General features: G+C 61.0%; 23 protein-coding genes and 1 pseudogene. 8 read left to right on the top strand and 16 right to left on the bottom strand.

All coding sequences use genetic code 11. The features are described from left to right. Nucleotides 1–4: 4 nt before the first annotated feature. Nucleotides 5–982 (top strand): ABC transporter ATP-binding protein, encoded by a 978-nt coding sequence (locus CUJ84_RS36755; protein ID WP_105010339.1) that lies wholly within the window; start codon nt 5–7, stop codon nt 980–982. 118 nt (nt 983–1100) lie between these two features. Then, nucleotides 1101–1355 (top strand): WGR domain-containing protein, encoded by a 255-nt coding sequence (locus CUJ84_RS36750; RefSeq protein WP_105010338.1) that lies wholly within the window; start codon nt 1101–1103, stop codon nt 1353–1355. A 6-nt stretch (nt 1356–1361) separates the two neighbouring features. On the opposite strand, the gene CUJ84_RS36745 is transcribed toward CUJ84_RS36750, so the two are convergent. Both CUJ84_RS36745 and CUJ84_RS36740 read right to left on the bottom strand, forming a co-directional pair. Further along, complete coding sequence (locus CUJ84_RS36745) at nt 1362–2654, bottom strand: NAD(P)/FAD-dependent oxidoreductase (protein WP_105010337.1); 1293 nt, start codon at nt 2652–2654, stop codon at nt 1362–1364. A gap of 3 nt (nt 2655–2657) precedes the next feature. Beyond that, complete coding sequence (locus CUJ84_RS36740) at nt 2658–4055, bottom strand: PLP-dependent aminotransferase family protein (RefSeq protein ID WP_105010336.1); 1398 nt, start codon at nt 4053–4055, stop codon at nt 2658–2660. 238 nt (nt 4056–4293) lie between these two features. On the opposite strand from CUJ84_RS36740, the gene CUJ84_RS36735 reads away from it, so the two are divergent. From CUJ84_RS36735 to CUJ84_RS36715, 5 genes are all read left to right on the top strand, one after another. Further along, nucleotides 4294–5376: an ABC transporter ATP-binding protein gene (locus tag CUJ84_RS36735; RefSeq protein ID WP_105010335.1), complete on the top strand. Its 1083-nt coding sequence runs from the start codon at nt 4294–4296 to the stop codon at nt 5374–5376. 48 nt (nt 5377–5424) lie between these two features. Further along, on the top strand, nt 5425–6474 hold the full coding sequence (locus CUJ84_RS36730; protein WP_105010334.1) for an ABC transporter substrate-binding protein: 1050 nt from the start codon (nt 5425–5427) through the stop codon (nt 6472–6474). Between the two features lie 68 nt (nt 6475–6542). Next, nucleotides 6543–7799: an ABC transporter permease gene (locus CUJ84_RS36725; protein ID WP_105010333.1), complete on the top strand. Its 1257-nt coding sequence runs from the start codon at nt 6543–6545 to the stop codon at nt 7797–7799. After that, a complete protein-coding gene (locus tag CUJ84_RS36720; RefSeq protein WP_105010332.1) occupies nt 7799–8620 on the top strand; it encodes an ABC transporter permease in 822 nt (273 codons plus the stop codon). The genes CUJ84_RS36725 and CUJ84_RS36720 overlap by 1 nt, the downstream gene beginning before the upstream one ends. A 15-nt stretch (nt 8621–8635) precedes the next feature. Next, complete coding sequence (locus tag CUJ84_RS36715; RefSeq protein ID WP_105010331.1) at nt 8636–8992, top strand: RidA family protein; 357 nt, start codon at nt 8636–8638, stop codon at nt 8990–8992. A 48-nt stretch (nt 8993–9040) separates the two neighbouring features. Here CUJ84_RS36715 and CUJ84_RS36710 read toward each other — a convergent pair whose 3' ends face one another. The 12 genes from CUJ84_RS36710 to CUJ84_RS36655 form a co-directional block, all read right to left on the bottom strand. After that, nucleotides 9041–9841 (bottom strand): phosphate/phosphite/phosphonate ABC transporter substrate-binding protein, encoded by an 801-nt coding sequence (locus CUJ84_RS36710; protein ID WP_105010330.1) that lies wholly within the window; start codon nt 9839–9841, stop codon nt 9041–9043. A 38-nt stretch (nt 9842–9879) separates the two neighbouring features. Beyond that, complete coding sequence (locus CUJ84_RS36705; RefSeq protein ID WP_105010329.1) at nt 9880–11334, bottom strand: NAD-dependent succinate-semialdehyde dehydrogenase; 1455 nt, start codon at nt 11332–11334, stop codon at nt 9880–9882. 10 nt (nt 11335–11344) lie between these two features. Beyond that, nucleotides 11345–12424 (bottom strand): ABC transporter ATP-binding protein, encoded by a 1080-nt coding sequence (locus CUJ84_RS36700; RefSeq protein ID WP_105010328.1) that lies wholly within the window; start codon nt 12422–12424, stop codon nt 11345–11347. Continuing rightward, nucleotides 12421–13221 (bottom strand): ABC transporter permease, encoded by an 801-nt coding sequence (locus CUJ84_RS36695; protein ID WP_072381793.1) that lies wholly within the window; start codon nt 13219–13221, stop codon nt 12421–12423. Before CUJ84_RS36695 ends, CUJ84_RS36700 begins: the two co-directional genes overlap by 4 nt. A 1-nt stretch (nt 13222) precedes the next feature. Continuing rightward, nucleotides 13223–14095, bottom strand: a complete 873-nt coding sequence (locus CUJ84_RS36690) for an ABC transporter permease (RefSeq protein ID WP_105010327.1) — start codon at nt 14093–14095, stop codon at nt 13223–13225. 109 nt (nt 14096–14204) lie between these two features. Beyond that, complete coding sequence (locus CUJ84_RS36685) at nt 14205–15215, bottom strand: polyamine ABC transporter substrate-binding protein (RefSeq protein WP_105010326.1); 1011 nt, start codon at nt 15213–15215, stop codon at nt 14205–14207. Between the two features lie 48 nt (nt 15216–15263). Then, a complete protein-coding gene (locus tag CUJ84_RS36680; protein WP_105010325.1) occupies nt 15264–15587 on the bottom strand; it encodes an NIPSNAP family protein in 324 nt (107 codons plus the stop codon). A 5-nt stretch (nt 15588–15592) separates the two neighbouring features. Beyond that, nucleotides 15593–17056: an aldehyde dehydrogenase gene (locus CUJ84_RS36675; RefSeq protein ID WP_105010324.1), complete on the bottom strand. Its 1464-nt coding sequence runs from the start codon at nt 17054–17056 to the stop codon at nt 15593–15595. A gap of 4 nt (nt 17057–17060) precedes the next feature. Continuing rightward, nucleotides 17061–18101, bottom strand: coding sequence for an LLM class flavin-dependent oxidoreductase (locus CUJ84_RS36670; RefSeq protein WP_105010323.1), 1041 nt, complete (start codon nt 18099–18101; stop codon nt 17061–17063). Next, nucleotides 18098–19033, bottom strand: a complete 936-nt coding sequence (locus CUJ84_RS36665; RefSeq protein WP_105010322.1) for a flavin reductase — start codon at nt 19031–19033, stop codon at nt 18098–18100. The genes CUJ84_RS36670 and CUJ84_RS36665 overlap by 4 nt, the downstream gene beginning before the upstream one ends. Beyond that, nucleotides 19030–19875, bottom strand: coding sequence for an alpha/beta fold hydrolase (locus CUJ84_RS36660; RefSeq protein WP_105010321.1), 846 nt, complete (start codon nt 19873–19875; stop codon nt 19030–19032). The genes CUJ84_RS36665 and CUJ84_RS36660 overlap by 4 nt, the downstream gene beginning before the upstream one ends. A gap of 14 nt (nt 19876–19889) precedes the next feature. Further along, the gene (locus tag CUJ84_RS36655) at nt 19890–20492 is read right to left on the bottom strand and encodes an amino acid synthesis family protein (protein WP_011654276.1); all 603 of its coding nucleotides are present in this window, start codon (nt 20490–20492) and stop codon (nt 19890–19892) included. Between the two features lie 841 nt (nt 20493–21333). Between CUJ84_RS36655 and CUJ84_RS36650 the strand changes: the two genes are divergently transcribed. Next, nucleotides 21334–24168 (top strand): ATP-binding protein, encoded by a 2835-nt coding sequence (locus CUJ84_RS36650; protein WP_245457673.1) that lies wholly within the window; start codon nt 21334–21336, stop codon nt 24166–24168. A 96-nt stretch (nt 24169–24264) separates the two neighbouring features. Here the strand turns inward: CUJ84_RS36650 and CUJ84_RS36645 are convergent. Together CUJ84_RS36645 and CUJ84_RS36640 are read right to left on the bottom strand one after the other, a co-directional pair. Continuing rightward, a pseudogene (locus CUJ84_RS36645) lies at nt 24265–24835 on the bottom strand (cupin domain-containing protein). Nucleotides 24836–25068: 233 nt separating this feature from the next. Further along, nucleotides 25069–25941 carry an alpha/beta fold hydrolase gene (locus CUJ84_RS36640; RefSeq protein ID WP_105010319.1) on the bottom strand — a complete coding sequence of 291 codons (873 nt, stop codon included), beginning with the start codon at nt 25939–25941 and terminating at the stop codon, nt 25069–25071. Between the last annotated feature and the right edge of the window lie 46 nt (nt 25942–25987).

The following is a 25987-nucleotide window of genomic DNA, read 5'->3' as shown; positions in this document are numbered from 1 at the left end:
CCGAATGGCTGAGCTCACTCTCAAGCAAGTTCGCAAGAGCTTTGGCGCCCTTGAAGTCATCAAGGGAATAGATCTGGAGGTTGCTTCCGGCGAGTTCGTCGTTTTCGTCGGCCCGTCTGGATGCGGAAAATCGACGCTGCTGCGGATCATCGCCGGCCTGGAAGAAGCGACCTCAGGCGCGCTGACCATCGGCGGCAAGGACGTGACCTATGCTGAACCCTCCGAGCGCGGCATTGCCATGGTGTTCCAGAGCTACGCGCTCTACCCGCATATGACCGTTGCCGAGAATATCGGCTTCGGCCTTTCACTCGCCCGCCGCCCAAAGGCGGAAATCGCCGCCAAGGTCTCAGCGACGGCTGAAACGCTGCAGCTCACCCAGCTGCTGGAGAGAAAGCCGAAAGCACTCTCCGGCGGCCAGAGGCAGCGCGTCGCCATCGGCCGTGCGATCATCCGCGATCCCAAGGTCTTCCTGTTCGACGAGCCGCTCTCCAATCTCGACGCTTCGCTCAGAGCCCAGATGCGTCTTGAGATCGCCGATCTGCACGCCCGCCTGAAATCGACGATGATCTATGTCACCCACGACCAGGTCGAAGCGATGACGATGGCGGACAAGATCGTCGTCCTGAAGGGCGGCGCGGTCGAACAGATCGGCAGTCCAATGGAACTCTACCGCAATCCCGCGACACCATTCGTTGCCGGCTTCATCGGCAGCCCGAAGATGAACCTCTATGGCGGCGAGATAGCGCGGCGAATGAACTGCACGACCTACGGCATTCGCCCGGAACATATCAGGCTTTCGGAAGGTGCCGGGCAATGGCAGGGCAGGATCCGGCATGTCGAGCGGCTTGGCGCCGACGCCATCCTCTACCTCGACGTCCCCGAACTCGGCGAGATGGTGGTGCGCGCCGAAGGCGAGACGCCGTTTGCGCCTGGAATGACGGTCTGGGCAAATCCGGTCGAAGGAGCGGAACATCGGTTCTGAAGATGGCGAGCGCGCTATCAGCTCCACGCAGTGAACCATCACGCGATGGAATCGTTGCCGCTCGATCGATTCAGCATATTCATTGGACGCGTCGGCCGCCGTACGGGATTCTTGCGGCATGACCCAGGCAACCCATCCGACATTGCTTTTTCATGTAGATCCGGCGCGAAACATGGCGCGCTTCTATCTTCTGGCCGTCGAACCGACCCTGTTCGGCGGCAGCTCGCTCATGCGTTGCTGGGGACGCATGGGGACGAAGGGTCAGATGAAGATCGACCTGTTCGATACCGCGGTCGAAGCCAGGGAAGCATCCCGGACGCTGCTGCACGGCAAGCTCAAACGCGGATATCGGCGGAATGAGGAAAATTCATAGGCCGGTTCAGAACCGCTCGGGACGCAGCGACGTCAAATCGATAGCCGGTCTCTGTCCCGCAACCAGCTGGGAAACCAGATAACCGGTCAAAGCCGACAGCGTCAGGCCGAGATGGCCGTGGCCGAAGGCATAGGTGACGCTGGGCAAACGGCGGGAGCTGCCGATCACCGGCAGTGAATCCGGCATGGACGGGCGAAAACCCAGCCACTCGTCGCTGCCCTGTCCGGCGGCCGGCAGCAGCATTTTCACGCCGTCACGGATCATCGCGGTCCGCTTGAGGTTCAACGGAGCGGCAAGGCCGCCGAGTTCGACGGTTCCGGCCGCGCGCAATCCATCTGCCATCGGCACCATGTAGAAGCCGTGTTCGGGATAACAGACCGGGCGCGACAGCAGATTGCCCGCTTGCGGGAACAAGACGTGATAACCGCGCTCGGTGTCGAGCAGGACGCGATCGCCTATCGATGCGGTCAGCTTGCGCGAATGAGCGCCGGCGGCGACGACCGCATGGTCCGCAAGGATTTGCTTGCCCGCGATCCGCAGGCAGATGCCGTTGTCGCGCGGCTCGATCACCGAGACTTCGCCGCGGACGATCTCTCCTCCGCCGTTTACAACAGCTTGGGCGAGCGCGAAGGCGAGTTGCCTGGGGCTGGAAAACACATAGGCGTCCCGGAACAGCACGCCCTTGTGGTAAAGCGGCGCAAGATTAGGCTCCATGCTCTTGATATCGGCGCGGTCCAGCCGGTCCATGGCGACGCCATGGCGTTCACGCAGCCCGTTTTCGGCGTCAGCCGCCCGGAATTGCGCTTCGCTCTTGTAGAGATACAGGCAGCCGTCGTGCCGCTTCAGCCGTTCGGCACCGGCCGCAGTCACAAGCGGTTGCCAGGCGGCATCGGCGTGAGAAAGCAGCATCGCCAGTGTCCCGGCGATCCGCTCGACCTCGGCTTTCGTGCTCGACGCCAGGAAGGCGCGCAGCCACGGGACCAGTTGCGGCAGGTATCTCCAGACGATCGCCAGCGGACCGAGCGGATTGAGCAGCATGCCCGGCACATGCCAGATGACGCCTGACGTCGCGACGGGAACGACGCCGTGCGGCGCAAAGGTGCAGGCATTCCCGTAGGAACAGGCCTGCCTGTAGGATGCATCGCCCAAGGGCGGCGCCGGATCGATAATCGTGACCCGGTGCCCCATTCTTTGCAGCCAGAGGGCAGAGCAGAGGCCGACCAGTCCGGCACCGACAACGGCCACATGCCGGCGCTCGGCGTCGGGCAAGGGCTGAAGCTCCGGCAGCGGCTTGTTCATCGCCTAGACCAAGCCTGCCAGAGCGCGGGGACGATCGTTCAGCGTGGCGGCAATGATGCGCAGGGCCGTTGCAAGTTCGTCGCGCGACGATGCGCAGCCGACATTGACGCGAACGGCATGCTCCACCGGCTGGCGGTCACAGGCAAAGGCGGTGGCGGCCATGACGGCAACCCCATGGGCGCGCAGATTGGCGGCAAAATCCTCGCATCGCCATGGCGCCGGCAGCCGGAGCCAAAGAAACATGCAGCGCGGATCGGCGGAGAAGGAATGGCCGGCAAGGATCGTCGTGACGATCGCATGGCGCGCGCGCAGCTCCGCAAGCTGGGCCTTCAGGATCGCTTCGGCCGTGCCATCTTCCAGCCAGCGGGTCGCAAGCAGCAGCGGCAGCGGAGAGGGCATCCAGGCGGTCGTGCGGACCGCCTCGGCGGACAGCAGCGCCCGGCCGGGCGGGCACAAGAGATAGCCGACCCGCAGACCCGGTGCCAGCGCCTTGGAGAGTGCTGATATATGGTAGGTTCTGCTTGGAGCAAGCGTGATCAGGGCGCTTGCGCGGGTCCCGAGCATCGGTCCATAGACATCGTCCTCGATGATGACGAGATCGTGCTTTTCCGCGACGTCGACCAATTCCCGCCGGCGAGCCTCGCTCATGGTGACGACGGTCGGATTGTGCATCGAGGGAACCGTGAAGACGGCGCGCACGCTCTCCCGGCCGCAGATATCGTCAAGCTCCGCCGCCGACATGCCCTGATCGTCACTTCCGATGCCGATAATGCGGAAGCGGAACATCTGGGCAAGCGCGATCAGGCCATAATAGGTCAGCCGATCGCAGACGATGGTGTCGCCGGGCTCTATCAGGCTGCTGATCACCGCCAGCAAAGCATGCTGGGCGCCACTGGTGACGACGATATCGTCTTCGGACGGATCGAAGCCGTTGAGCGATATCCACTTTCTCGCGGCGTGGCGCGCCCAGGCAGGACCTTCCGGCGGCTGATACTCCTGCATCTGGCGGAAGCGCCGGTCCGATGAAAGGTCCGGCAGGGATTGGGCGAGGCGCTGCTGGAAATCGTCGACGGCCGGCCGGTTGACCGTCAGGTCTATGACACCGGACGGGTTCGCCGCTCGGTCGACCCGCGGCATGGCGCCGTCGCCCATGACGATCGTGCCGCGCCGGGTGCTGCCCATCACAAGATTGAGGTTCTGCAATTCGCGGTAGGCGCGCGTGACGGTGGAGACGTTGAGCGACCGCTCCCGCGCCAGGTCGCGCTGCGGCGGGAGCTGGCTGCCGGGAGGCAAGGCGCCCGAACGGATCTTCGCCTCGAGCTCGCTTGCGAGCTCCAGATAGGCCGGTATCCGCGTTTCCCGCTCCTGATTTGTCCGGGTCACTTCCGATCTTTCAGACATACAATTCCTGTAATAGGGTCCAACTTCCATATGCCAGGCGCAGCGCATTTAAGCACAGATCCCGCGATTCAGCATGGTTTCGTGCGACATAGCATGCTTTTCCGGTGTTTTCGAGATCTGCAGCCGCCACCATACAAAATTATTTGTGTGGCTTGACAAGCGGAAACAGACCGAGACAATATGACCTTGCATCGAGACAAAGAGGCAGGGACCCGGCCGATGCAAACAGGAGGACTTCATGAGCGAGCGCTTCATTGCTTTCGACGGCGTGCGTAAATCCTATGACGGCGTCAGCTATGTCGTGCGCGGCTTGGACCTCGACGTCGCCAAAGGCGAGTTTCTGACCCTTCTCGGCCCTTCCGGATCCGGCAAGACCACGACACTGATGATGCTGGCCGGTTTCGAGGCGCCGACCGACGGGACGATCACCCTTGCCGACAACAGGATCGACAGTGTCCCGCCGCATCGCCGCAATATCGGTGTCGTGTTCCAGAATTACGCGCTGTTCCCGCATATGACCGTCGGCGAGAATGTCGCTTTCCCGCTGAAAATGCGCCGGCTCGGCAAGGCTGAGATCACCGAGCGGGTGCGCCGCGCGCTCGACATGGTGCGCATGGCGAGCTTCGAAACGCGGCGGCCCAACCAGCTTTCCGGCGGACAGCAACAGCGCATCGCGCTTGCCCGCGCCCTCGTCTTCGAGCCGCAGCTTGTGCTGATGGACGAGCCGCTCGGTGCGCTCGACAAGCAGCTTCGCGAGCATATGCAGCTCGAGATCAAGCACCTGCATGCCCGCCTCGGCATCAACGTCGTCTACGTTACCCACGACCAGAGCGAGGCACTGACCATGTCCGATCGGGTCGGCGTGTTCAATGACGGCATCCTGCAGCAGATCGCGCCGCCGCATGAGCTCTACGAGACGCCGGCAAACCCCTTCGTCGCAACCTTTATCGGCGAGAACAATGCGATATCAGGCGAGGTCGTCGCGATCGAAAATGCGGTCTGCCGAATTCGCGCGCCCGATGGTTCGATCATTACCGGCCAGGCCGGAGAAGGATTGAAGGAAGGCGCACGGGCAACGCTGGTATTGCGGCCCGAGCGGATTCAGCTGGCGCCCGCAGCCGAGGTTCCGAACCGGTTTACGGCGACGCTCAAGGAAATCATCTATCACGGCGATCATGTCAGGTTGCGCGTCTCAGCCTGTGGCTGCGACGACGTCTTCATCAAAGTGGCAGCCGCCCAGGACATTCCGGTTCATGCGCCAGGCGCGAATACCGTCATCGGCTGGACGCCGGAGGATTGCCGCGTCCTCGCGCTCTCCTGACCGGACATTCATTCTTTCGCAAACGCAGCTACAAAAAGGGGAACCACCATGATGCGTTTAAACTGCATGCTTCTCAGTTCCGTCATGACTCTTGCCATCGCAGGAGCCGCATTTGCCGAGGACACGCTGACCGTCACATCCTGGGGCGGCGCCTATACGAAGAGCCAGGAGGAGGCCTTCTTCAAGCCCTTCGCCAAGGAAACCGGCACCAAGATCCTCCAGGATGAATGGGACGGCTCGACCGCCAAGCTGAAGGGCATGGTCGAAACCGGCCAGGTGACCTGGGATGTCGTCGATGTCGAACCCAGCCATGCGCTGCAAGGCTGCGACGAAGGCTGGCTCGAAACGATCGACTATTCGAAGCTCGGCGGCAAGGACGCCTTCATCGACGGCGCCGCGATGGATTGCGCGGTCGCGACGATCGTCTTCGGCACCATCTATGCCTATGATGCCGCCAAGTTCCCGAATGGCGGGCCAACGACCATGGCCGATCTGTTCGACACGACCAAGTTCCCCGGGCCGCGAGCCTTGCGCAAGTCGCCGAAGACTACGTTGGAATTCGCGCTGATTGCCGACGGCGTCAAACCCGCCGAAGTGTACAACGTGCTCGGAACGCCGGAGGGCGTCGACCGCGCCTTCAAGAAACTCGACACCATCAAGAAGGATGTGAAGGTCTGGTGGACGGCAGGCGCGCAGCCGCCGCAGCTTCTCGCCGACGGCGAAGTCGTGATGACCACCGCGTGGAACGGCCGCATCTACGATGCCGTCAAGAACAGCGGCAAGAACTTCAAGATCGTCTGGGACGGCCAGGGAATGGACTTCAATCTCTGGGCCGAGCCGAAAGGCTCGAAGAACAAGGAACTGGCGGACAAATTCGTCGCCTTCACCGTCAATCCCGACGTGATGGCGCAGCAGTCCAAATACATCTCCTATGGCCCGACCCTGAAAGCGGCCATCGCCAAGGTTCCGGCGGATATTCTCGTCGATCTGCCGACCGCGCCTGACAATACGAAGAACGCATTTGTCGTCTCCTCCGAGTTCTGGGCCGATCATGATGAGGAGTTGACCGAACGCTTCAACAAGTGGCTCGCACAGTAACCTCGTCGGGCGGACGAGTGCCCCCTGGCTTCGTCCGCCCCTTTCTCTACCGCAGGAAGGCATGAGCGATGGTGATCGCGACAATGAATGAAGGCGACGGCTCGATGATTGCCGCCCGCACGCGGGTGAAAAGCCTCGGCAGTGCGAAAAGCAAGGCGCAGCTGAGGGCGCTGCTGCTGGTCGCGCCGCTGTTGATCTTCCTACTGCTCGTCTTCGTCCTGCCCATTGTCCTGTTGTTGACGCGCGCGGTCGACAACAGGGCGGCTTCCGCCGCCCTGCCCTACACGATGTCGGCTCTTTCCGGCTGGGATGAACAATCTGCGCCCGACGAAGCGCTGTTTGCCGCCTTTGCCACCGATCTGAAACAATCGCCGCGCGACCAGATCGCCGAGGTGGCCAAGCGTCTCAACTATTACGAGACGGGCATGCGCTCGATGCTCTTGAAAACCGCCCGCACGATCCGCGACGCGAAGCCGCCCTACAAGGCCGCTTTTGTCGCCATCGATCCCAAGTGGGAGACGCCGCACTACTGGACGCTCATCAAGAACGCATCGCCGCCCTTCACCGACTATTACCTGCTCGCCTCGCTCGACCTGGAGCGCGACGCGTCAGGCGCCATCGGCAGGGTCTCAGCGGAGAATGCGGTGCATGTCGATGTCCTGATCCGCACATTCATCGTCAGCGCTTCGGTCACCGTGATCTGCCTGTTTCTCGGCTATCCCCTCGCCGCCCTGATTGCCCGGTCGAAAGGGGCGGTAGCCAATACGCTGCTGATCCTGGTGCTCCTGCCGTTCTGGACCTCGCTTCTGGTTCGCACCAGCGCCTGGGTCGTCCTGCTGCAGGGACGCGGCGTGATCAACTCGGCGCTCATCTGGCTCGGCCTGATCGACCCCGCGCATCCCCTCGACCTGATCTACAATCGCATCGGCGTGCTGATTGCCATGACCCATATTCTGCTGCCCTTCATGGTGCTGCCGATCTATAGCGTCATGAAGAGCATACCTCCAGTCTATCTGCGTGCCGCCTCGTCACTCGGCGCGCCGCCGATATCGGCCTTTCTCCGCATATACCTGCCGATGAGCATGCCTGGTGTCAGCGCCGGCGGGCTGCTCGTCTTCATCCTGGCGCTTGGCTATTACATCACCCCGGCTTTGGTCGGCGGGCCGGGAGACCAGATGGTGAGCTATTTCATCGCCTATTACTCCAATCAGGTCACCAACTGGGGCATGGCGGCGGCTTTGAGCACCATCCTGCTGGTGGCGGTGCTGATCCTCTACGCCGTCTACAATCGCATCGTCGGCATCGACCGGCTGAGGATAGGCTGATGACGAATTTCCTTTCTTTCCCGCGGCTGTTTTCGATCCTCTTGTGGCTGGTTGGCGGCCTCGTGATCCTCTTTCTGATCGCGCCGATCGTGGCGATCGTGCCGCTCTCCTTCAATGCCGAGCCGTTCTTCACCTATCCCATGCCCGGCCTGTCGCTCCGCTGGTATCGCGAATTCTTCGATTCCAACGTCTGGCAGCTGGCGCTGAAAAACAGCATCATCGTCGCCGTCTTCGCCACGCTTCTGTCGACCTTTCTCGGCACCCTTGCCGCGATCGGCCTCAGCCGGCCCTCCTGCCCGGCGCGTGCAGCGCTGACCGCCATTCTGATTTCGCCGATGATCGTACCGGTCATCGTTTCGGCGGTCGGCATCTACTATGCCTTCGCGGCCGTCGGGCTGCTCAACAGCCTGACCGGGCTGGTGCTGGCGCATACGGCGATCGGCGCCCCTTTCGTGGTGATCACCGTGACCGCGACGCTCGCAAGCTTCGATCACAATCTGATGCGGGCGGCATCCAGTCTCGGCGCAGCCCCTGTTGAAGCGACGTTGCGCATCATGCTGCCGGTCATTGCGCCGGGGGTGGCGTCCGGCGCCCTCTTCGCCTTCGTGACATCATTCGACGAAGTGGTGATTGCACTGTTCATCGCCGGTTCCGAAGAACGCACGCTGCCACGCCAGATGTGGAGCGGCGTGCGCGAAACGCTGAGCCCGACGATCGCCGCCGTCGCCACGCTCCTCATCCTGTTTTCGACGCTGTTCCTCGCCACGATCCAATGGCTGCAGCGACGCGCCGAACGCCAGAAGATTGCGCATAGGGATTAATTCAGGGGGTTGAGCATGCAGATCGAACGCTACGAAACCGGAAAGCGGATGAGCCAGGCCGTGACCTGTGGCGGCTTTGTCTTTCTCGCAGGCCAGGTCGCCATCGACGCGCCGGGCACCTCCGTCCGCGAACAGACGACCAACATCCTGGCGCGGATTACGCGGCTTCTGGAAGGCGCGGGCAGCAATCCGACACGGATCCTCAGCGCGACGATCTGGCTTGCTGACATGTCCGAGTTCGAAGAGATGAATATCGTCTGGGATGCCTGGGTGCCTTCGGGCCATGCGCCGGCGCGCGCCACCGTCGAAGCAAAGCTCGCCGGGCCGGAATTCACTGTCGAGATCGGCATCATCGCAGCGATCGGAAACTGATGGTTCGTGCCTCCGTCATCTTGCGGGACGGATAGGAATTCGGAAAACTCAAGCTCTCATTTGTGGCAATGCATCGCCGGCCAATGATAGAAGCGGCGCATAGTCGGCTTCGGAAAGCACTGAAAAATCAACGAGCCCGAGTGTAGCGCGCATAGCGGCCAGCGATGGCTCCTTGATCGCGGCGCTAAGCGCATTTCGCAGGAACAGGACTCTGTCGTCCGATGCATCGCCTGAGGTGATGAATGGCAGACCCGGGCCTTTGGGCGTTTCGGCAATGATGCGGATCGCGTGGAGATGGCCGGGATCGAAGCGGCGAATATTCGCATAGGTGACGCAATCGATGGCCGCACTCTCCGCCCTGCCTTCGACAACGGCAGCAATGCTGCCGCGATGGCTGCCCGTTTCGATAATCCGGCCAAAGAAACGGCCGCTGTCGGCAAGCGGCGCGACCGCCGCGCGAAAGAAATTGCTGCCGGAATTGCTGTCAGGGCTATTGATCGCAGCCGTGGTGCCCCGCAAATCCTCGGGCGAGCAAACGGGAGAATCCTTGGCGACGACAATGAAGCTGCGCATCAACGGGCCGTCGCAGCCGGGATGGTCATAGATCGGCGTCGCCACCAGGCGGACCCTGCCGCGCAGGCTCTTCGCAAAGGGATAGCCGCATGCCTGCGACAGAAGCAGATCCGGCCGCAGCCAGGCTTCATCGTAGGGAACCGTCTGATCGAGCCTTTCAGGCAAGTCCTTGAGGCCGGCATTCGAGAGATAATGCCGGAGGAACGACCACAGCTCGGCCGTCGCATCCGCGAGCGGCTTCGATGTGACATACATGGCGATGCTGACGAGAGGCATCCGGTCTTCCCTGCGACGAGGCGCAAGCATCGACCAGATCAGGCAATGCCGCCGAGGCATACATATTTGAGCTCGGTATATTCGTCCAATCCGTGCCTCGACCCTTCGCGACCGAGACCCGACATTTTCACACCGCCGAACGGAGCCTCGGCCGTGGAGACAAGACCGGTATTGACGCCGACCATCCCATATTCGAGGGCTTCGGCCACGCGAAATACCCGCGACAGATCGCGGGCGTAAAAATACGAAGCGAGCCCGAACTCGGTGTCGTTTGCCTGTTCGATGACGTCCTCTTCGTCGCGGAAACGGAAAAGCGGTGCAAGCGGCCCGAAGGTTTCCTCGCGGGCGACCTGCATGCCGGCAGCAACATCGCGCAGGATCGTCGGCTCGAAGAAATGGCCGCCGAGCGCGTGGCGTTTGCCGCCTAAGACGATCCCGGCACCCTTTGAAACGGCATCGCTGATATGGCTTTCGACCTTGGCGACGGCATTGTCGTCGATCAGCGGGCCAAGCACGACGTCACGGTCGAGACCGTTGCCGACTTTCAAGCCCGAAACGGCCGCGGCGAGCTTGGCGGCAAACGCCTCGTAGACGCCGTCCTGGACATAAAGCCTATTAGCGCAGACGCAGGTCTGGCCGTTGTTGCGGAACTTGGCGATGAGCGCGCCTTCGACGGCAGCATCGAGATCAGCGTCGTCGAAGACGATGAAGGGTGCATTGCCGCCAAGCTCGAGGCCGAGCTTTTTGATCGTCGGCGCGCATTGCCGGTAAAGCAGTTCGCCAGTCCGAGTGGAGCCCGTGAATGTCAGAACCCGAACGTCGCGGCTTGCCGTCAGCGCCCCGCCAATTGCCGCTGCATCACCCGTGACGATGTTGAGAAGCCCAGGCGGTAGGCCGGCGCGCTCAGCGAGAACGGCGATCGCAATGGCGGAGAATGGCGTCTGTAGCGCCGGCTTGAGAACCACGGCACAGCCGGCGGCAAGCGCGGGGCCAATCTTGCGGGTGATCATCGCGTTCGGAAAGTTCCAGGGCGTGATCGCGGCCACTACGCCTGCGGGCTGGCGCAGCACGAGGATCCGCTTGTCAGGCTGATGTCCCGGTACGACCTCGCCGTTGATGCGTCTCGCCTCTTCGGCGAACCATTCGATGAAGCTCGCACCATAGGTGATCTCCCCCTTGGCCTCGGCCAGGGGTTTTCCCTGTTCCAGCGTCAGGATCATCGCCAGATCATCGCGGTTTTCGATCATCAGCCGGTGCCATGCCTTGAGAACGGCGGCGCGCTCACCGGCGGTCTTCTTCGCCCAAAGCTTCTGGGCGATGACCGCGGCGCGGATGGCATCTTCCGTTTCCGCGGCGCCGAGGTCGGGGACCACCCCCAGCGGCTCGCCTGTCGCCGGATTGCGGACCGTCGCCGCCTTGCGGCCTTCCGCTTCGATCCAGCGATCGGCAATGGGGCATGCCTGACGGAACAGCGAGGGATCATTGAGCTTCATATGACAACTTTCAACAGAATACGTGAGCGGCACCGGGATCGAAATTCAGATGGACTATATCGCCACGGCTGAGCCCGGCGATAGCCTCGTGACCGAACGGCAGGCGAACCGCCAGTGCCTCGCCCGTCACCGTCTCGGTCGAGACGTGAATATTGTTGCCGAGGAAGGTAATGTCGCTGACCGTTGCGGCAAGACCCGCTCCCGCCGCCTGGTTTCGCGACAACCGAATGCGCTCTGGCCTCAGCATCAGGGCTGCCCTCGTCCCGGAGGTTCCTTTTCCATGCACCGGAATATGATTGAAGACGCTCCCGCCGCCAAGCGAAATGGTGGCCTGCCCATCGGAGGATGACAGCAGGTCGCATGAAATGAAGTCGCTGTCGCCGATGAATTCGGCAACGAAGCGGGTCCGAGGATTGGCGTAGAGTTCCGGCCCCGTCCCGATCTGGTCGATGACGCCCTTGGAAAAGACGGCGATGCGGTCGGAGAGCCGCAGCGCCTCCTCCTGGTCGTGCGTGACATAGAGGATCGTTACTTCGGTCTGCTGATGGATCCGGCGTATCTCATGCTGGATTTCCTCGCGCAGCTTCTTGTCGAGCGCCGACAGCGGCTCGTCCATCAGAAGCACCGGCGGATCATAGGCAAGGGCTCTGGCAAGGGCGACGCGCTGCTGCTGGCCGCCGGACATTTGTGCGGGCTTGCGATCCTCGAAGCCTTCGAGCCTGACGAGACGCAGCATCTCCTTCACCTTGCTGTCGACCTCGGCTTTGGACTTGCGCCGGACCTTCAGCGGGAATGCGATGTTTTCGCCCACCGTCAGGTGCGGAAACAGGGTGTAGCGCTGGAACACCATGCCGATGTTGCGCTTGTGCGACGGCGTGTCGAGCAGGGTCTTGCCCTCCAGTGTGATGTCGCCTTTCGTCGGAGTTTCAAAACCGGCGAGGATGTAGAGCGTCGTGCTTTTCCCGGATCCGGACGGTCCGAGAAAGGTCAGGAATTCCCCGCGCCGAACGTCGAGATTGACGTCGTGGACGGCGACCACCGGGCCGTATTCCTTGCGTATTCCGCGGATCTGAAGGAATGGTTCTTTCATTGTTTCAGTACCTTACGCACGACAGCAACCAGCGCCATCAAGATGATCGTCAAAAGGATGAGAAGGGTCGACGCCGCAGCGACAACCGGTGTCAGGTCTTGCCGCAGCGTCGCCCATACTTTTACCGGCAGCGTCTGCAGGGTCGGGCTGGACATGAAGATCGCCACCACCACCTCGTCCCAGGATGTCAGGAACGAAAAGACGGCCGCCGAAAACAGCCCATGGCTGATCGCAGGCAGGGTGACCCTGATCTTTGCTTCCAGAGGCGAAGCCCCGCACAGAACCGCCGCATCCTCGATCGACTTGTCGAAGCCCTCCAGCGCACTTGAGATGGAGAGGATCGAGAAGGGCAGCGCAAGAACGAGGTGCGAAATGACGAAGCCTACCAACGTGCCGCCAAGGCCGATCCTCAGGAAGAAGGCATAAAGGGCAACCGCAAGGACCACGACGGGAAGGATCATCGGCGTCAGGAACAGCGCTTTCAGCGCATCGCGGAACAGGAACGAACCGCGCACCAGCCCGAAGGAGGTCACGAGCCCGAGCAGCACCGACAGGATCGTCACGATGACCGCGATCTTGAAGCTCGTCCAGGCCGATTCCAGCCAGCGCGGATCGGCAAAGAGCTCGCTGTACCATTGAAACGTCCAGCCCGGCGGCGGAAAGATCAGCCACTGCGAGGAGCCGAAGGACAGGGCGGCGATAAAGACGATCGGCAGCAGCAGGAAGGCCGCAGTCAGAACCGTTATCGTCAGCAGGATGTATTTCCACCAGCCGAGGCGGTCGAAATTGAGCAACATGTCAACGTCCTCCCGGGTTCTGGTTGCCGACGAAGCGTAGTTGCACGGCATAAAGCGACAGGGTGACCACGAGGAGAACCAGCGCCGCAGCACCTCCCATTCCCCAGTTGACCAGCGACTGCACGAATTGCGCGATCAGCTCTGCGAGCATCATGTTCGCGGTGCCGCCGAGAAGCGACGGCGTGACGAAATAACCAAGGGACATGACGAAGACCATGAGGGCACCAGCCGCCATGCCCGGCATGGCCAAGGGCAGCAGGACACGGGTCAGGCACTGCCACCGGTTGGCGCCGCAAAGTGCTGCCGCCTGCAGGGTCGACGGGTCGATCTTCTTGATCACGCCGTAGAGCGGCAGGATGATGAAGGGCAGCATGATATAGGTCATGCCGATCGTCACCCCGGTCAGGTTGTTGACGAGGGCCAAGGGCTTGTCGATCAGCCCCATTCCGATCAGCATCTTATTAATGAGCCCCGTCCGCTGCAAAAGCACCATCCAGGCATAGGTGCGGGCAAGCAGGTTGGTCCACATTGACAGGAGCAGGATCGCAAAGATCACCGACGTCAGGCGCCCGGGCATGATTGCCAGCGCCCAGGCAACGGGAAATCCGATCAGCAGCGAAATCACCGTGACGAGACCCGAGACGATGAAGGTATTGGCGAAGATCTTGAGATAGGTCGCGGACCCGATCAGCTGCGCATAGTTTCCAAAGCCCGGCACGGGTTCCAGAACGCTTCGCAACAAGAGCACCGCTACCGGCGCGATGAAAAAGATCGTCACGAAGGCGAGAGCCGGAAGGACCCCGCCGAACCCTGTTGCCCTGCGCACCTTTGGCAGGGGCGCAATTGCGCCGGAGGCATCGCTATATGTCGACATGACAGTCCTTCCCACCCGTCAAATTCCGCAGGGGCCGAGGTCCAACAAACGGGCACCGACGCTGCGGGGGCACGGCGAACCGCCGCCGTGCCCGTTCTCAAGTTTCAGGCTACTTCGCCTGCCAGGCGTACCACTTCTCGCCGATGGCATCGCGATTGTCCGCCCAGTAGTTCATGTCGGCATTCACCTGGCTGGCCGTCTGCTGATCCGGCAGGGTCTTGGCCGTCTCCGGATCCATCAGCTTGGCCGAGTCAACGTTGATTGGTGCATAACCGGTCGCTTTTGCAAGGGCGGCCTGCGGTTCGGCCGAAGTCGCCATTGCAATGAACTTCATCGCGGCTTCCGCGTTCGGCGAACCCTTCGGCACGACGAGCGAATCCGCAGCGGTGATGTTCTGTTCCCATGAGGTCTCTGTCTTGATACCGCTCGCCGCAAGCGCGGTCATGCGGCCATTCCAGACACTGCCGAAGGGAGCCTCGGCGGATGCGAGAAGCTGCTGCGACTGTGCACCGCCCGACCACCAGACGATATCCGATTTGATCGTATCGAGCTTCTTGAAGGCGCGGTCGAGATCAAGCGGATAGAGCTTGTCGGCGGCCACGCCGTCGGCAAGCAGCGCCGCTTCGATCACGCCGGGAGCCGACCACTTGTAGAATGTGCGCTTTCCCGGAAACTTAGTTGTGTCGAACAGGTCCGCCCAGGTCTTCGGGCAGGCGCTGACGGCATCGGCATTGCAGCCGATCACGAAGGAATAATAGAAACTACCGACCGAATAATCGGTCACGAAGCGCGGATCGAGCTTGGATTTGTCGATGACGGAGAAATCGAGTTTCTCGAGCTGGCCATTCTTGCCGGCCTGGGCGGCATAGTCGCCTTCGACGTCGACAACGTCCCAGGTGACCTGGCCAGCCTCGACCATCGCCTTGAGCTTGCCGTAATCCGTCGGCCCGTCCTGTACAACGGTGATACCGGTCTTCTCCGTGAACGGGCTGGCCCATGCAGCCTTCTGCGCGTCCTGGGTCGTTCCCCCCCAGCTCGAGAAGACCATGTTGTCGGCGTGCGCCGGTACGGACACAGCCACGAATGCGGCAACCGCCGCGAAAGCAAATGTTGTTTTCATGTTCCCTTATCCTTGTTCTGGTTTGTCCTACGGGTATGCCTTATGCCGTCAGTGCGCCTCGCTCCTGGGAGAAAAGTTAGCTGGCTTCATAATCTTGTTTTCCGCCACCTCGATGAGATCGCGGATCTTGGGCAGGAAGGCCTGCCACCGGGGATCGGCCAAAAGCCTCTGGCGCCTCGCCTCCCGGTCGTCCAGGCTCGCAAAGGCCCAGATGTGAACGATTTCGTTGATCGTCCCAATCTCCGAAAAGAAGTAACCGACGAGCATGCCGAGATGGCTCTTCTGGATCTCGATCCCCTCTTCCTCGACGACCTTGAGATATTGCGGGATCGTGCCGTTCTTCAGCCGATAGGTGCGGATCTCGTAAAACATCGGCGCTACCTCATCACAAAGGGATCGGGGATCGGATCGTCCGATGTCCTGAGCCAGATCGTCTTGGTACGGGTATAGTCGAGAGCCGCGGCCATGCCGCCTTCCCTGCCATGGCCAGACAGGCCGAAACCACCGAACGGCGCGATCGGTGATACCACGCGGTAGGTGTTGACCCAGACGATCCCGGCACGGAGCCCCTTCATCAGCCGGTGCGCCCGGGTCAGGTTCTGGGTGAAGACGCCGGAAGCCAGGCCATAACGGGTATCGTTGGCGAGCTGCAGCGCCTCGGCCTCCGTCTCGAATGACACGACGGACAGGACCGGCCCGAAGAATTCCTCGATCAGCGACGGCGAGGCGACATCGTCGCAATCGAGAATCGTCGGCGGGAAGTAATAGCCGTCGCCGTCGATCTTGCGTCCTCCCGTGACGAGGCGGGCGCCACTTTCAATCGACCTGGCGACGAGGGCGCCGATATTGTCCTGCTGGCGCTTGGTGGCAAGCGGGCCGACTTCGGTTGCCATATCGAGCGGCGTACCGATCCGGATCGCCTCCGCCTTCTCACGCAGCATGGCGACGAACTTGTCCTTGATGCTGCGTTCGACGATCAGCCGCGATCCGGCAACGCAGCTCTGCCCTGTCGCGGCGAAGATGCCCGCGACCTGGGCGTTGGCAGCGCTCTCGAGATCCGCGTCGGCAAAGACGATGAATGGCGACTTGCCGCCAAGTTCAAGCGAAGTGGAGGCGAGGTTTTCGGCCGAGTTGCGAACGACGTGCCGGGCGGTTTCGGGTCCGCCGGTGAAGGCGACGTGCGCGACCTTCGGATGGCGGCCGAGGGCGGCGCCACAGGAGGCGCCGAAACCCGTGATGATGTTGACCACGCCGGAGGGAAAGCCTGCCTCGTGCACGAGCCGTGCAAATTCGAGAAGCGGCGCTGGCCCGTCTTCCGAGGCCTTGACCACCATCGTGCAGCCGGCCGCGAGCGCCGGGCCGATCTTCACCGCGGACAGGAAGAGCTGGCTGTTCCACGGCACGACCATCGCAACGACGCCGATCGGCTCGCGGCGAAGCCAGACATCCATGTCGGGCTTGTCGATCGGCAGGTAGGCGCCTTCGATCTTGTCGGCGATGCCGGCATAGTAGCGATAGTATTCGGCGACATAAGCGATCTGCGCCGATGTCTCACGGATGATCTTGCCGGTGTCGCGGGTCTCCAGTTCTGCGAGGATCTGCGCGTTGGCGGCAACCAGGTCGGCCAGCTTGTAGAGCAGCTTGCCGCGTTGCGTGGCCGTCAGTTTCGACCAGGGGCCCTCGTAAAGCGCCCTGTCGGCCGCGTTGACAGCCCGATCGACATCCCCTTCGCGCGCTTCGGGCATATCAGCCCAGACCGCGCCGGAGGCTGGATCGATGCTCGGATAGCTGGCCTCGCCATCCGAGAATTCGCCGTCGATGTAATGCTGGAAACGCCGCATGGCCTCACTCCTGAAATGCTGGCATGACCTCGGTGATGAAGCGTTCGAGCGACGCCTTCTTGCGCTCGAAGCTCATCCCGGTGTCGATCCAGAAGGAATATTCGTCGTAGCCGAGCGCTTCATACGCCTTGAGCCGGTCGATGACAGTCTCAGCGTCGCCAACGACATTGTTGGTGCGCATGACCTGATCCGACAGCATCGCGTTTGCTCTGATCTGTTCGTCCGGGATCCGTTCGATCAGACCCTGGGTAACCGGCTTCTCATTTTTGAACCAGGCAAAGAAATAATTGTAGTAGGTGCTCAGTTCATGGGCCGCCTGGGCGACATCGTCCTCCGACGAGCCGACATAGGTATGGCGCAGCAACATGATCTTGGGCCGCTCGATATCGGGATTCTTCGCGCAGGCGTCGTTGAAGCGCTCCATCAACGACTGAACCTCGTCGTCGCCCTGCCATAGCGGCGTCACCTGAACGTTGCAGCCGTTGGCAACGGCAAATTCGTGCGAGTTTGGATCGCGCGCCGCCACCCATATGGGCGGGTTCGGCTGCTGCAGCGGTTTCGGCGCCGACGTGGTCGACGGAAACTTGAAGAATTCCCCGTCATGCGCGTAATCGCCGGCCCATATGCCCTTGACCGCCGGGATGAGCTCGCGCATGCGCTGGCCAGCACCCCAGGCATCGAGTCCGGGCAGCAGACGCTCGTATTCGAAGGAATAGGCCCCGCGCGCGATACCGATGTCGAGTCGTCCATCGCAGATGATATCGGCCATGGCCGCCTCGCCGGCAAGCTTGATCGGATGCCAGAAGGGGGCGATCACCGTCCCTGTCCCAAGCCGTGCGCGCGATGTGCGGCGCGCAAGATCGGCAATGGTCACGAAAGGGTTGGGCGCAATGGTGAAATCCATGCCATGGTGCTCGCCCGTCCAGATCGCATGCATGCCGCCCTTGTCGGCGATCTCGCAGAGCGCGACGAACTCCTCGTAGAGGCTCTTGTGGCTTTGGCTGGCGTCAAGCCGTTCCATATGGACGAAGAGGGAGAACTTCATGCTTTTGCGTCCTTGGCTGGAATTGGGTGAACAGTGCCGCCGGTCTCGTCGCCGAAATAGACGCCGAAATTTCCTATCGAGCTTTCCATCGCAAAACGGTTGACGATATCGGCAGTCGAACTGGTCTTGAACTTTGCCGCAACCAATGCGTCAGGCTTCAGGAACCTGCCACCGGCAGGCTCGCCCTCTCCGGCAACGGCGTGATAGACAATGTGCTGCTTGCCGTCGCTCTTGCCCTCATAAACCGAATAGAGAAAGCCGATGCTGACCTTCAGCCCGGTGAGCGCCTCCACGTATTTTTGCAGTGCCTCGGTCGGGCTGCCGTCATGGGCGTCGACACTTGGCAGGGAGAGCACATCCTCGCCGAGCAGCAGAACTTCCCCGCGCCGCTCGACAACGGCCGCAAGTTCCATATTGCCTTCGCTTGCCGCGGACACTGCCTTGCTTGCGAGCGTCGGCGTGAAATAACCGCCACGCGCATAGCCGAGACCGTTGCGGCCGCTATTGTCGAAAGCTTCGATGCGCCCCATCAAGATGACGTGGTCGCCAGCCTCGATGACCTGCTCCATGGCACATTCGAACCAGGCCGCCACGCTTGAGAATATCGGGCAGCCTGCCGATCCCCTCGCCCACTCGACCGCCGCGAATCTATCCTCGACCGGTCGAGCAAAGGTGTTCGACACGTCTTTCTGCGTTTCCGAAAGCACGTTGATCGCAAAATGCTGCGCACCGGTCATGATGGCGAAATTGCGTGACGTCTTGGCAAGGCAGACGAGGAGAAGCGGTGGATTGAGCGAGACGGAGGTGAAGGAGTTCGCCGTGAATCCGATCGGATTTCCATCCCCGTCACAGGCGGTGACGACAGTCACCCCGGTCGGAAAAGCTCCGAATGCATCTCGCAGCGCTCTTGGGTCGACAGTCTGGATTGTCATCGTTCATCCTCCCCGAACGACAGCCACTCAGCGAGCAGCGAATTTACGATATCAGGCGCGGTCAGGTTCACCATATGACGATGGCCTTCGACGATGCGAGCGTAGCCCCGCGGCGCGAGCTCTGCCATTTGCGTTGCCATCAAGGGCGTCGAGTTCGGATCATCGGACCCCGTCAGAAACAGGGCCGGGCCAGACACGTCTTTCCAGCCGTCAGCATAGGTCTCGTCTCCTCCCGCGAAGGCGGCGTAGGCAACGGCATATCCCTGGGGATCAATGAGGTTCAGCCATTTTCGCGTCAATTCACGCGCAGTCACGCTGTCTGCATCATCGCCGAACCAGCGGGCCAGAGGACCTTCCTTGTCGACGCCCGATACCGGAATGGCCGCGGCGCGCGAAAGCACGGCGGCCTTTGCTTCAGGGTCACGCCTGTAGACGCCGTTGAGGTAGGCGACACGGCTGATACGCTCGCCAAAGGTCGCGGCCGCCCCTCCTGAAACCAGTGCGCCCATCGAGTGCCCGGCAACATTTGCGGTGTCTATTGCCATCTCGTCGAGAAAGCGTCCAAACCAGGCGACGAACTCCTCGAGCCGACTGCCCACCGGCAGCTTTGCGCTCTCCCCATGTCCCGGCATGTCAACAGCGATGACGCGATGGCCTGCAGACAGGAATGCGATCTGCGGAGCCCAGGCCTCAAGCCGCATGCCGACGCCGTGAATGAGTACCAGCGGTTCACCGCTGCCGGCCTCATGATAGGCCGTTCCACTTGCCGTCGTCTTTCGGGGCAAGGCACCGGCGGCGTTTGTTGCTGCAGCGGTGCGTGTGGTCGATCCGGCTGTCAGCATCTCAGAGCGCTCCTTCAAACGCCCGCAGGATTGGCAACGTCCTGCCCCAGGTCTTTCAGATCCTGGTAGCGGTCGCCGATACGGTGATGCGGGCGCCCGCCTATCGAAGCCCCGAGAGCCACGACGATCTCGTCGGCAGCGGGCGCATCGGGGATCGACGTCTGGATGGTCAGGTAGTGCGAACGGCGGCCCTCATCGTTCTTGTCCATCAGCGGGATCATGATCGGCGCATTGGCGGGACCGCGTGTGTTGCAGAAGGCGAGATAGGACTTGGCGCCGACGGCCTGGCGATAAAAATTGCCGAAGCGCAGCGTGTGGATGAGCGCGGACCCGTGTTCGATTTCGCCGTCCAGGCCGACGACAGCGGACTTTCCATATCCTTCGACAGCATCGCCGGACCCGACCGCATCGATGATCATCTTGGTCAGCAACTCGCCGAGCACCGGAGCGCCTGCGTGAATTTCGGGCTTGAGGTCGTCGACAAAGCCGCGGCCCGCCCAGGGATTCTTCACGACCGCGAAGGCGGTAAACAGCTTCAACGGAACCGCCGCGGCCTTGCCGCCTTCGATCAGCGTCGTTTCGATCTGCAGTCCCGTCTTGCGAATTTGAATGGCCATCGAACACCTCATTTCTCAATTATGTATTATGGTATACCATAATACATGAGTGTCAAGTCGGCTTTCCGACGGCAGATTCTGGCCGAGGCGGTGGCGCCTACGCTCTCGACGCTCCGCGCAGCGCTTTCGTCCTTCAGTGCGTTGTCAACTGACAAACAACCCGGCGAGGCCCCAGGCGCAGGCCGAATCCGGAAGTCATGACCATTCCAGTTCATATGATACCGCCCATATTATTTAATATGGAATACCATCACATTGAGCAAAGTTGGGTGTCAAGCTTGGAGTGCGGGGGCTGCTGAATTCCTGGGAATGTGATTGCGCCTGCTGGCGTGACATCGGCAGATGCTCGGTGCCGGCGCTTTGCCATCCACCGCTGACGAAGACCGCAGCAGTCTCCGCCGCGCCTAGAACAGGATGTCATCCGAAAGCCGCTTACACGTTTCGGCATCATGCTCTAGTCAAAACACCGCAGGGCGACTATTATAGTTGGATTGCTCTTGATACGAATTCATCTCTACCAAAATTCGGAAATTTCTTGCTTCATTTCATCAACATCTTAGGAATACTTCTTCGCCGCGCCATCCTATTGGTAGCGTGATCCGTGGCCTCGCTTAGTCGATCGACCGGGTTTATCGCATCGATACTCAGAGGGGGAACACGAATGGCCTTATGAGCCGTATAGCTCCAGATGTGGCGAGATGTTGGTTTGCCCCCTGCATGACTGTTTACCGAAGTGCTATTTAAATTTTCATTCGTACCAAGAGGGAATTTTCGAAGGAAAGGAACTATGACAAGCGACCTCGCCGAGCGGCCTTCGCGGTCCTACTCCTTCGGGCCGTTCATGCTGATTCCCGAGCGCCAACTGCTCTTGCAAGGCGAGGCGCCCGTTCGGATAGGAGGCCGCGCGCTGGATATCCTGACGGCACTAGTTGAGCGGCCTGGCGAACTTGTAAGCAAACGCGAGTTAATGGCTCGCGCTTGGCCAAACATCATCGTTGACGAAGGTAACCTCAAGGTCAACATGGCGGCGTTGCGGCGAACGCTTGGGGACGGACCCGGCGCCGCGAAATATATCGCGACCGTGACAGGGCGCGGATATCAGTTCACTTCTCCCGTCCAGAGACATGGATCATCGGGCCTTGCGGCGCCCTTTCGTTCGCCAACACCACGCAATCACAATTTGCCGATTGCGACGTCGACGATCTTTGGAAGGGCAGATACGATTGATGCTATTCGACGGGATCTAGGAGAATCCCGCCTGGTGTCGGTCGTTGGCGCCGGCGGTATCGGAAAGACGACAGTGGCGCTCGCTGTCGCCGAGCACGAACTTAAGGCGTTTAAGGATGGCGTCTGGTTTGTTGATCTGGCGCTTCTGCAGGACCCGGCCCTAACGCCCAACGCCATAGCGACGGCGCTCGGCCTGGCGGTCCATTCTGCAGACGCCTTTGCCAGCCTGTGTGAATCCTTGCGCGATCGCGAGGTGTTGCTCGTGCTCGACAGTTGCGAACACATCATTGACGCTGCGGCGTCCTGCGCAGACCGCCTCCTGGCTGAAGTTGCCGGCGTGAGGATCCTCGCCACCAGCCGAGAACCACTTCGAGTGAAAGGGGAACGCGTGCGAAGGCTGCCGGGATTAGGCGCGCCGCCGCGCTCGTCTCGGCTGAGCGCCGCCGAAGCACTGTCATTCCCTGCCATTGAGCTTTTTGTGGACCGAGCAACCGACAGCTTCGAACTGTTTGAGTTGCATGACGTCGATGCGCCGGCCGCTGCCGAGATATGCCGGAGACTTGATGGTCTGGCGCTTGCAATAGAACTTGCCGCGACACGCATCGATGCATTCGGAGTCGGCGGTCTGTTGAAGCAACTCGATGATCGATTCCGCCTTCTTGTCGGGCGGCGGGCGGGGCCGGAGCGGCATCGCACCCTGATTGAAACGCTCGACTGGAGCTACGGCCTGCTGACGGAAAGCGAGACCGCGCTGCTACGCGCTGTATCCGTTTTCGCAGGTCTTTTCGATATCGAAGGCGCTTCGGCAGTGTCGAACGTCGCTCTCGCCGAAACGGCGGACGCCGTGGCACAGCTTGCGGCGAAGTCTTTGCTTGCGTTTGATGTCGACACCGACGGCGTCGCTTATCGTCTCCTTGAAACAACGCGAGCTTATTGTCTCGAACGACTGCGGGTCAGCGGCGAGGATCAGATAATTCGCCAACGCCACGCGGAGCATGTGTGCACGGTGCTCGAGCGGGCCACGGCCGAATGGGCTGAGCGCCCTGCCCGTGAATGGGAAGCCGCCTATGGGCGTGTACTCGACGATTTGCGTGGTGCGTTAGCGTGGGCATCTCAGGATACAGTGAACCGGTCTCTGCGCATCCGGCTGACCGTCGCTGGACTCCTGCTCTGGAACCATCTGTCGCTCACCGAAGAATGCCGCGTTCATGTTTCGCAGGCGATTGAAGAACTTGGCCCGGCGGGACTCGCCGGCAGCGTGTTTGAGATGCAGCTTCAGGTGTGGCTTGGTGGCGCTACCATGTTCACGCAGGGCCTTATGCCTCAGGCGAGAGACGCCATGCAACGGGCGTTGGACATCGCCGTTCAGATTGGCGACACCGATTGCCGTGTTCGTTGCCTTCGGTTGATCGGAGTGTTTGAACTTTTCAGCGGCGAGAACGACGCCGCGGTCCGCACGCTTGAGACCTTCGCCTCGGTTGCAGCCGCGGAGGTCCCTTCCGCCGTGTTGGAGGCGGAAGTGGCCCTCGGGATCGGCAAACTCTTCATCGGCCAGCTCCACGACGTCCGGCAACGCTTCGAACGTCGTCACCTGCTCAATCTGGAAGACATCAGCGATACCCAACGCTTAAGGCGGCACGTGCGATACCTCTCCGATAGGATTGTCGATGTGACGAATCTATTGTCGCATGCACAATGGTTGACGGGTTCACCAGACATCGCTCTGGACACCGCGCGGGCAACGGTCGACTACGCGTCCAAGACCAAGCATCACCTTTCACTGGGCAATGCGCTCTCATGGGTCTGTCCGGTATTCTATTGGGCAGGACATTATGACGAGTGTGGTCGTTATGTCACCATGCTCGATGACCAAGCGAGGCGGCACGGATTCGACGTCCGGCGTCCAGTCGCGATGTTCTATCGTGCGGCGCTAGCATGCGCGCAAGGCGACGATGCGGCCCAACGTATTGACGACCTCGAGCGGGCCATTGCGGAATTCCACTCCACGAGGCACCTAGCGCGATTGCCCTTCTACCTAAGCGTCCTCGCAGACTTCCAAGCCCGGCGTGGGCGTCTTGGCGACGCGGAGACTACGATCCGAGCCGCGCTTGACCGAGCAGATGCGAAAAATGACCTGTGGTGCCTGCCCGAGGTCTCGCAAGTCCAAGCCTCCATTCTGCTTGCCCAAGGCCAGGCGGACAGGGCTGAGATGCAACTCAAAAAGTCAATGACACTTGCGCAGGCAATCGGTGCCTCGTCATGGCGATTGCGTACGGCCCTCGACCTCGCACGCCTCTGGTGCGCTCAGTCGAGGGCCGACGATGCTTATCAGATGCTATTGCCTATATTCAGCGAATTCACGGAGGGGTTCGAGACGCGCGACCTTGTTGCCGCCGCCGACATCCTCGGCTCGCTCAGCACTCCCCAGAGAAATCGAGGCCACTCTTAAGAACTCGGCCGTGATCCGACCTTCGAGCGGCCTGCCTTCGATTCCCTGCTAAAGAATTTCCCCGAGCCGGCGCAAAAGCAGAGCATCGGCGTCGGCTTAACGACGCGCAAGCGCCGCAGCGATCGACGGCTCATATTGTCCGTCTATTTGAATGAACAACATGCGGCACATTTTGCCAGAGCGGTTCGCCCACGCGTGGTTGGTGCCGCGCTGGATTACGACACTGTAAGGCTTGAGCAGCACTTCGGAATCGTCGAGCATCAGCGTCATCTCACCCTCGATAACGATGCCATAGTCAATGGCCTCGCTCCGGTGCATCATCGGGTGCGGCGAATCTGACTTTACAGTCAAACCGCCGGGGTCATTGACCTCATTAAACAGCTCTCTGCAATGTGCCATCGGCAAGGTATTCGGCGTCTGGCGGCATGTCGACGAAGCGGATGCGGGTGCCGTGCTTCGGCGGCTGGTGCATCAGCGCACCGGTGGTCGGATCGGCACCATTGTCCACTTGCGCCGGTGTGCCGCGCGTTTCCCAAACCTCGTGGAAGATCATCCCGGGAATAGCATTCAATTCGACGACTGTTGGCAGCGGGCCGTTGATCGCGACAATAGATTTGCCATCGGCATCATGTCCGGTGACGACGCGGTGGATTCCCGGAAAGGACATGGATATGCTCCTTGAGAATAGGTGGTGGTCCTGTAGTGCGACATAGTAGCGAAGAGAGGTCCCGTATTTCTAGAGTCGCGATGTGACCCAGCGATATTTAGGCGGTTACTTCTTCCTTGCCCAAGTCATTGAACGGCTCGTGAAGGAGCTCTCCGCAGATCATTAACGTCTTATCTTTCGATCCAGACTGATCCATTGATCGTCCTTCACCTGCGCGCTTCATTCTCGAACTCCTAGCAGCCCTTACGACCTAGAAAATCCCTGATCAGCGCTGCGATTTCCGGTCCGTCAGTCTCCAGGGCAAAGTGCCCCGTATCGAAGAGATGAATCTCGGCGTCGGGAACATCGTTGCGGAAGGCATGTGCGCCAGCCGGGGCGAAGAAGGGATCTCCGTTTCCCCAAACGGCTAGAACAGGCGGCCTCGCCGCCCGCAGATACTCTTGCCAGCGTGGATAGAGAGCGATGTTCGACTTATAGTCGCCGAACAAGTCGAGTTGCACTTCCGGATCGCGGTCGAGAATAGCCTGATCGTGCGCAACCGCGTCGGGGCTGACGAGTTCGAGTTTGTCCTCGGGCACGCCATGTGTGTACTGAAACCGTGTGGCGTCTACGGTGAGGAACGAACGCAGCGCATCGCGATTCGCTGGGCTGGGATTTTCCCAATAGTCCCGCATGGGCCGTATGTTGGCCTCCCTTAATCCCACTTCGTAGACATTGCCGTTTTGCGTGATGATGGCGGAAATTCGGTTCGGATATGCCGCGGCTAAACGAAAACCGACGGGCGCGCCATAATCGAAAACCATCAGTCCGAACCGTTCAAGCTTCAGCGTGTCCACCAACGCCAAGACGGCCTTATAAAGATTGCCGAACGTGTAGGCGTATGCACCACGCGCGGGTGCCTTTGTTGATCCAAACCCTGGAAGGTCCGGCGCTACTATCCTGTGTCTTTCCGCGAGTTGGAGAATGAGATCGCGGTACATGTGGCTTGACGTTGGGAAGCCGTGAAGCAGCAGCAGAACAGGCGCTGCTTCAGCACCTACCTCGCGATAAAACATTTCCACCTCACCGAGATTGACCTTCTTATATCGCACCCGGTGCCAGCTCATCGCTTGTTCCCCATAGCATAGTGGCTAACATTCTCATTCTCAGGTA

Origin of the sequence: Rhizobium leguminosarum, from assembly GCF_002953715.1 — a bacterium.
Taxonomy (GTDB): Bacteria; Pseudomonadota; Alphaproteobacteria; order Rhizobiales; family Rhizobiaceae; genus Rhizobium; species Rhizobium leguminosarum_V.
This window is presented reverse-complemented; position numbering and strand designations above follow the sequence as displayed.

Bases quoted from the DNA above. Each gene is read 5' to 3' on its own strand.
- CUJ84_RS36755 (WP_105010339.1), top strand. From the start codon at position 5: ATGGCTGAGCTCACTCTCAAGCAAGTTCGCAAGAGCTTTGGCGCCCTT.
- CUJ84_RS36750 (WP_105010338.1), top strand. From the start codon at position 1,101: ATGACCCAGGCAACCCATCCGACATTGCTTTTTCATGTAGATCCGGCG.
- CUJ84_RS36745 (WP_105010337.1), bottom strand. From the start codon at position 2,654: ATGAACAAGCCGCTGCCGGAGCTTCAGCCCTTGCCCGACGCCGAGCGC.
- CUJ84_RS36740 (WP_105010336.1), bottom strand. From the start codon at position 4,055: ATGTCTGAAAGATCGGAAGTGACCCGGACAAATCAGGAGCGGGAAACG.
- CUJ84_RS36735 (WP_105010335.1), top strand. From the start codon at position 4,294: ATGAGCGAGCGCTTCATTGCTTTCGACGGCGTGCGTAAATCCTATGAC.
- CUJ84_RS36730 (WP_105010334.1), top strand. From the start codon at position 5,425: ATGATGCGTTTAAACTGCATGCTTCTCAGTTCCGTCATGACTCTTGCC.
- CUJ84_RS36725 (WP_105010333.1), top strand. From the start codon at position 6,543: ATGGTGATCGCGACAATGAATGAAGGCGACGGCTCGATGATTGCCGCC.
- CUJ84_RS36720 (WP_105010332.1), top strand. From the start codon at position 7,799: ATGACGAATTTCCTTTCTTTCCCGCGGCTGTTTTCGATCCTCTTGTGG.
- CUJ84_RS36715 (WP_105010331.1), top strand. From the start codon at position 8,636: ATGCAGATCGAACGCTACGAAACCGGAAAGCGGATGAGCCAGGCCGTG.
- CUJ84_RS36710 (WP_105010330.1), bottom strand. From the start codon at position 9,841: ATGCCTCTCGTCAGCATCGCCATGTATGTCACATCGAAGCCGCTCGCG.
- CUJ84_RS36705 (WP_105010329.1), bottom strand. From the start codon at position 11,334: ATGAAGCTCAATGATCCCTCGCTGTTCCGTCAGGCATGCCCCATTGCC.
- CUJ84_RS36700 (WP_105010328.1), bottom strand. From the start codon at position 12,424: ATGAAAGAACCATTCCTTCAGATCCGCGGAATACGCAAGGAATACGGC.
- CUJ84_RS36695 (WP_072381793.1), bottom strand. From the start codon at position 13,221: ATGTTGCTCAATTTCGACCGCCTCGGCTGGTGGAAATACATCCTGCTG.
- CUJ84_RS36690 (WP_105010327.1), bottom strand. From the start codon at position 14,095: ATGTCGACATATAGCGATGCCTCCGGCGCAATTGCGCCCCTGCCAAAG.
- CUJ84_RS36685 (WP_105010326.1), bottom strand. From the start codon at position 15,215: ATGAAAACAACATTTGCTTTCGCGGCGGTTGCCGCATTCGTGGCTGTG.
- CUJ84_RS36680 (WP_105010325.1), bottom strand. From the start codon at position 15,587: ATGTTTTACGAGATCCGCACCTATCGGCTGAAGAACGGCACGATCCCG.
- CUJ84_RS36675 (WP_105010324.1), bottom strand. From the start codon at position 17,056: ATGCGGCGTTTCCAGCATTACATCGACGGCGAATTCTCGGATGGCGAG.
- CUJ84_RS36670 (WP_105010323.1), bottom strand. From the start codon at position 18,101: ATGAAGTTCTCCCTCTTCGTCCATATGGAACGGCTTGACGCCAGCCAA.
- CUJ84_RS36665 (WP_105010322.1), bottom strand. From the start codon at position 19,033: ATGACAATCCAGACTGTCGACCCAAGAGCGCTGCGAGATGCATTCGGA.
- CUJ84_RS36660 (WP_105010321.1), bottom strand. From the start codon at position 19,875: ATGCTGACAGCCGGATCGACCACACGCACCGCTGCAGCAACAAACGCC.
- CUJ84_RS36655 (WP_011654276.1), bottom strand. From the start codon at position 20,492: ATGGCCATTCAAATTCGCAAGACGGGACTGCAGATCGAAACGACGCTG.
- CUJ84_RS36650 (WP_245457673.1), top strand. From the start codon at position 21,334: ATGCTGATTCCCGAGCGCCAACTGCTCTTGCAAGGCGAGGCGCCCGTT.
- CUJ84_RS36640 (WP_105010319.1), bottom strand. From the start codon at position 25,941: ATGAGCTGGCACCGGGTGCGATATAAGAAGGTCAATCTCGGTGAGGTG.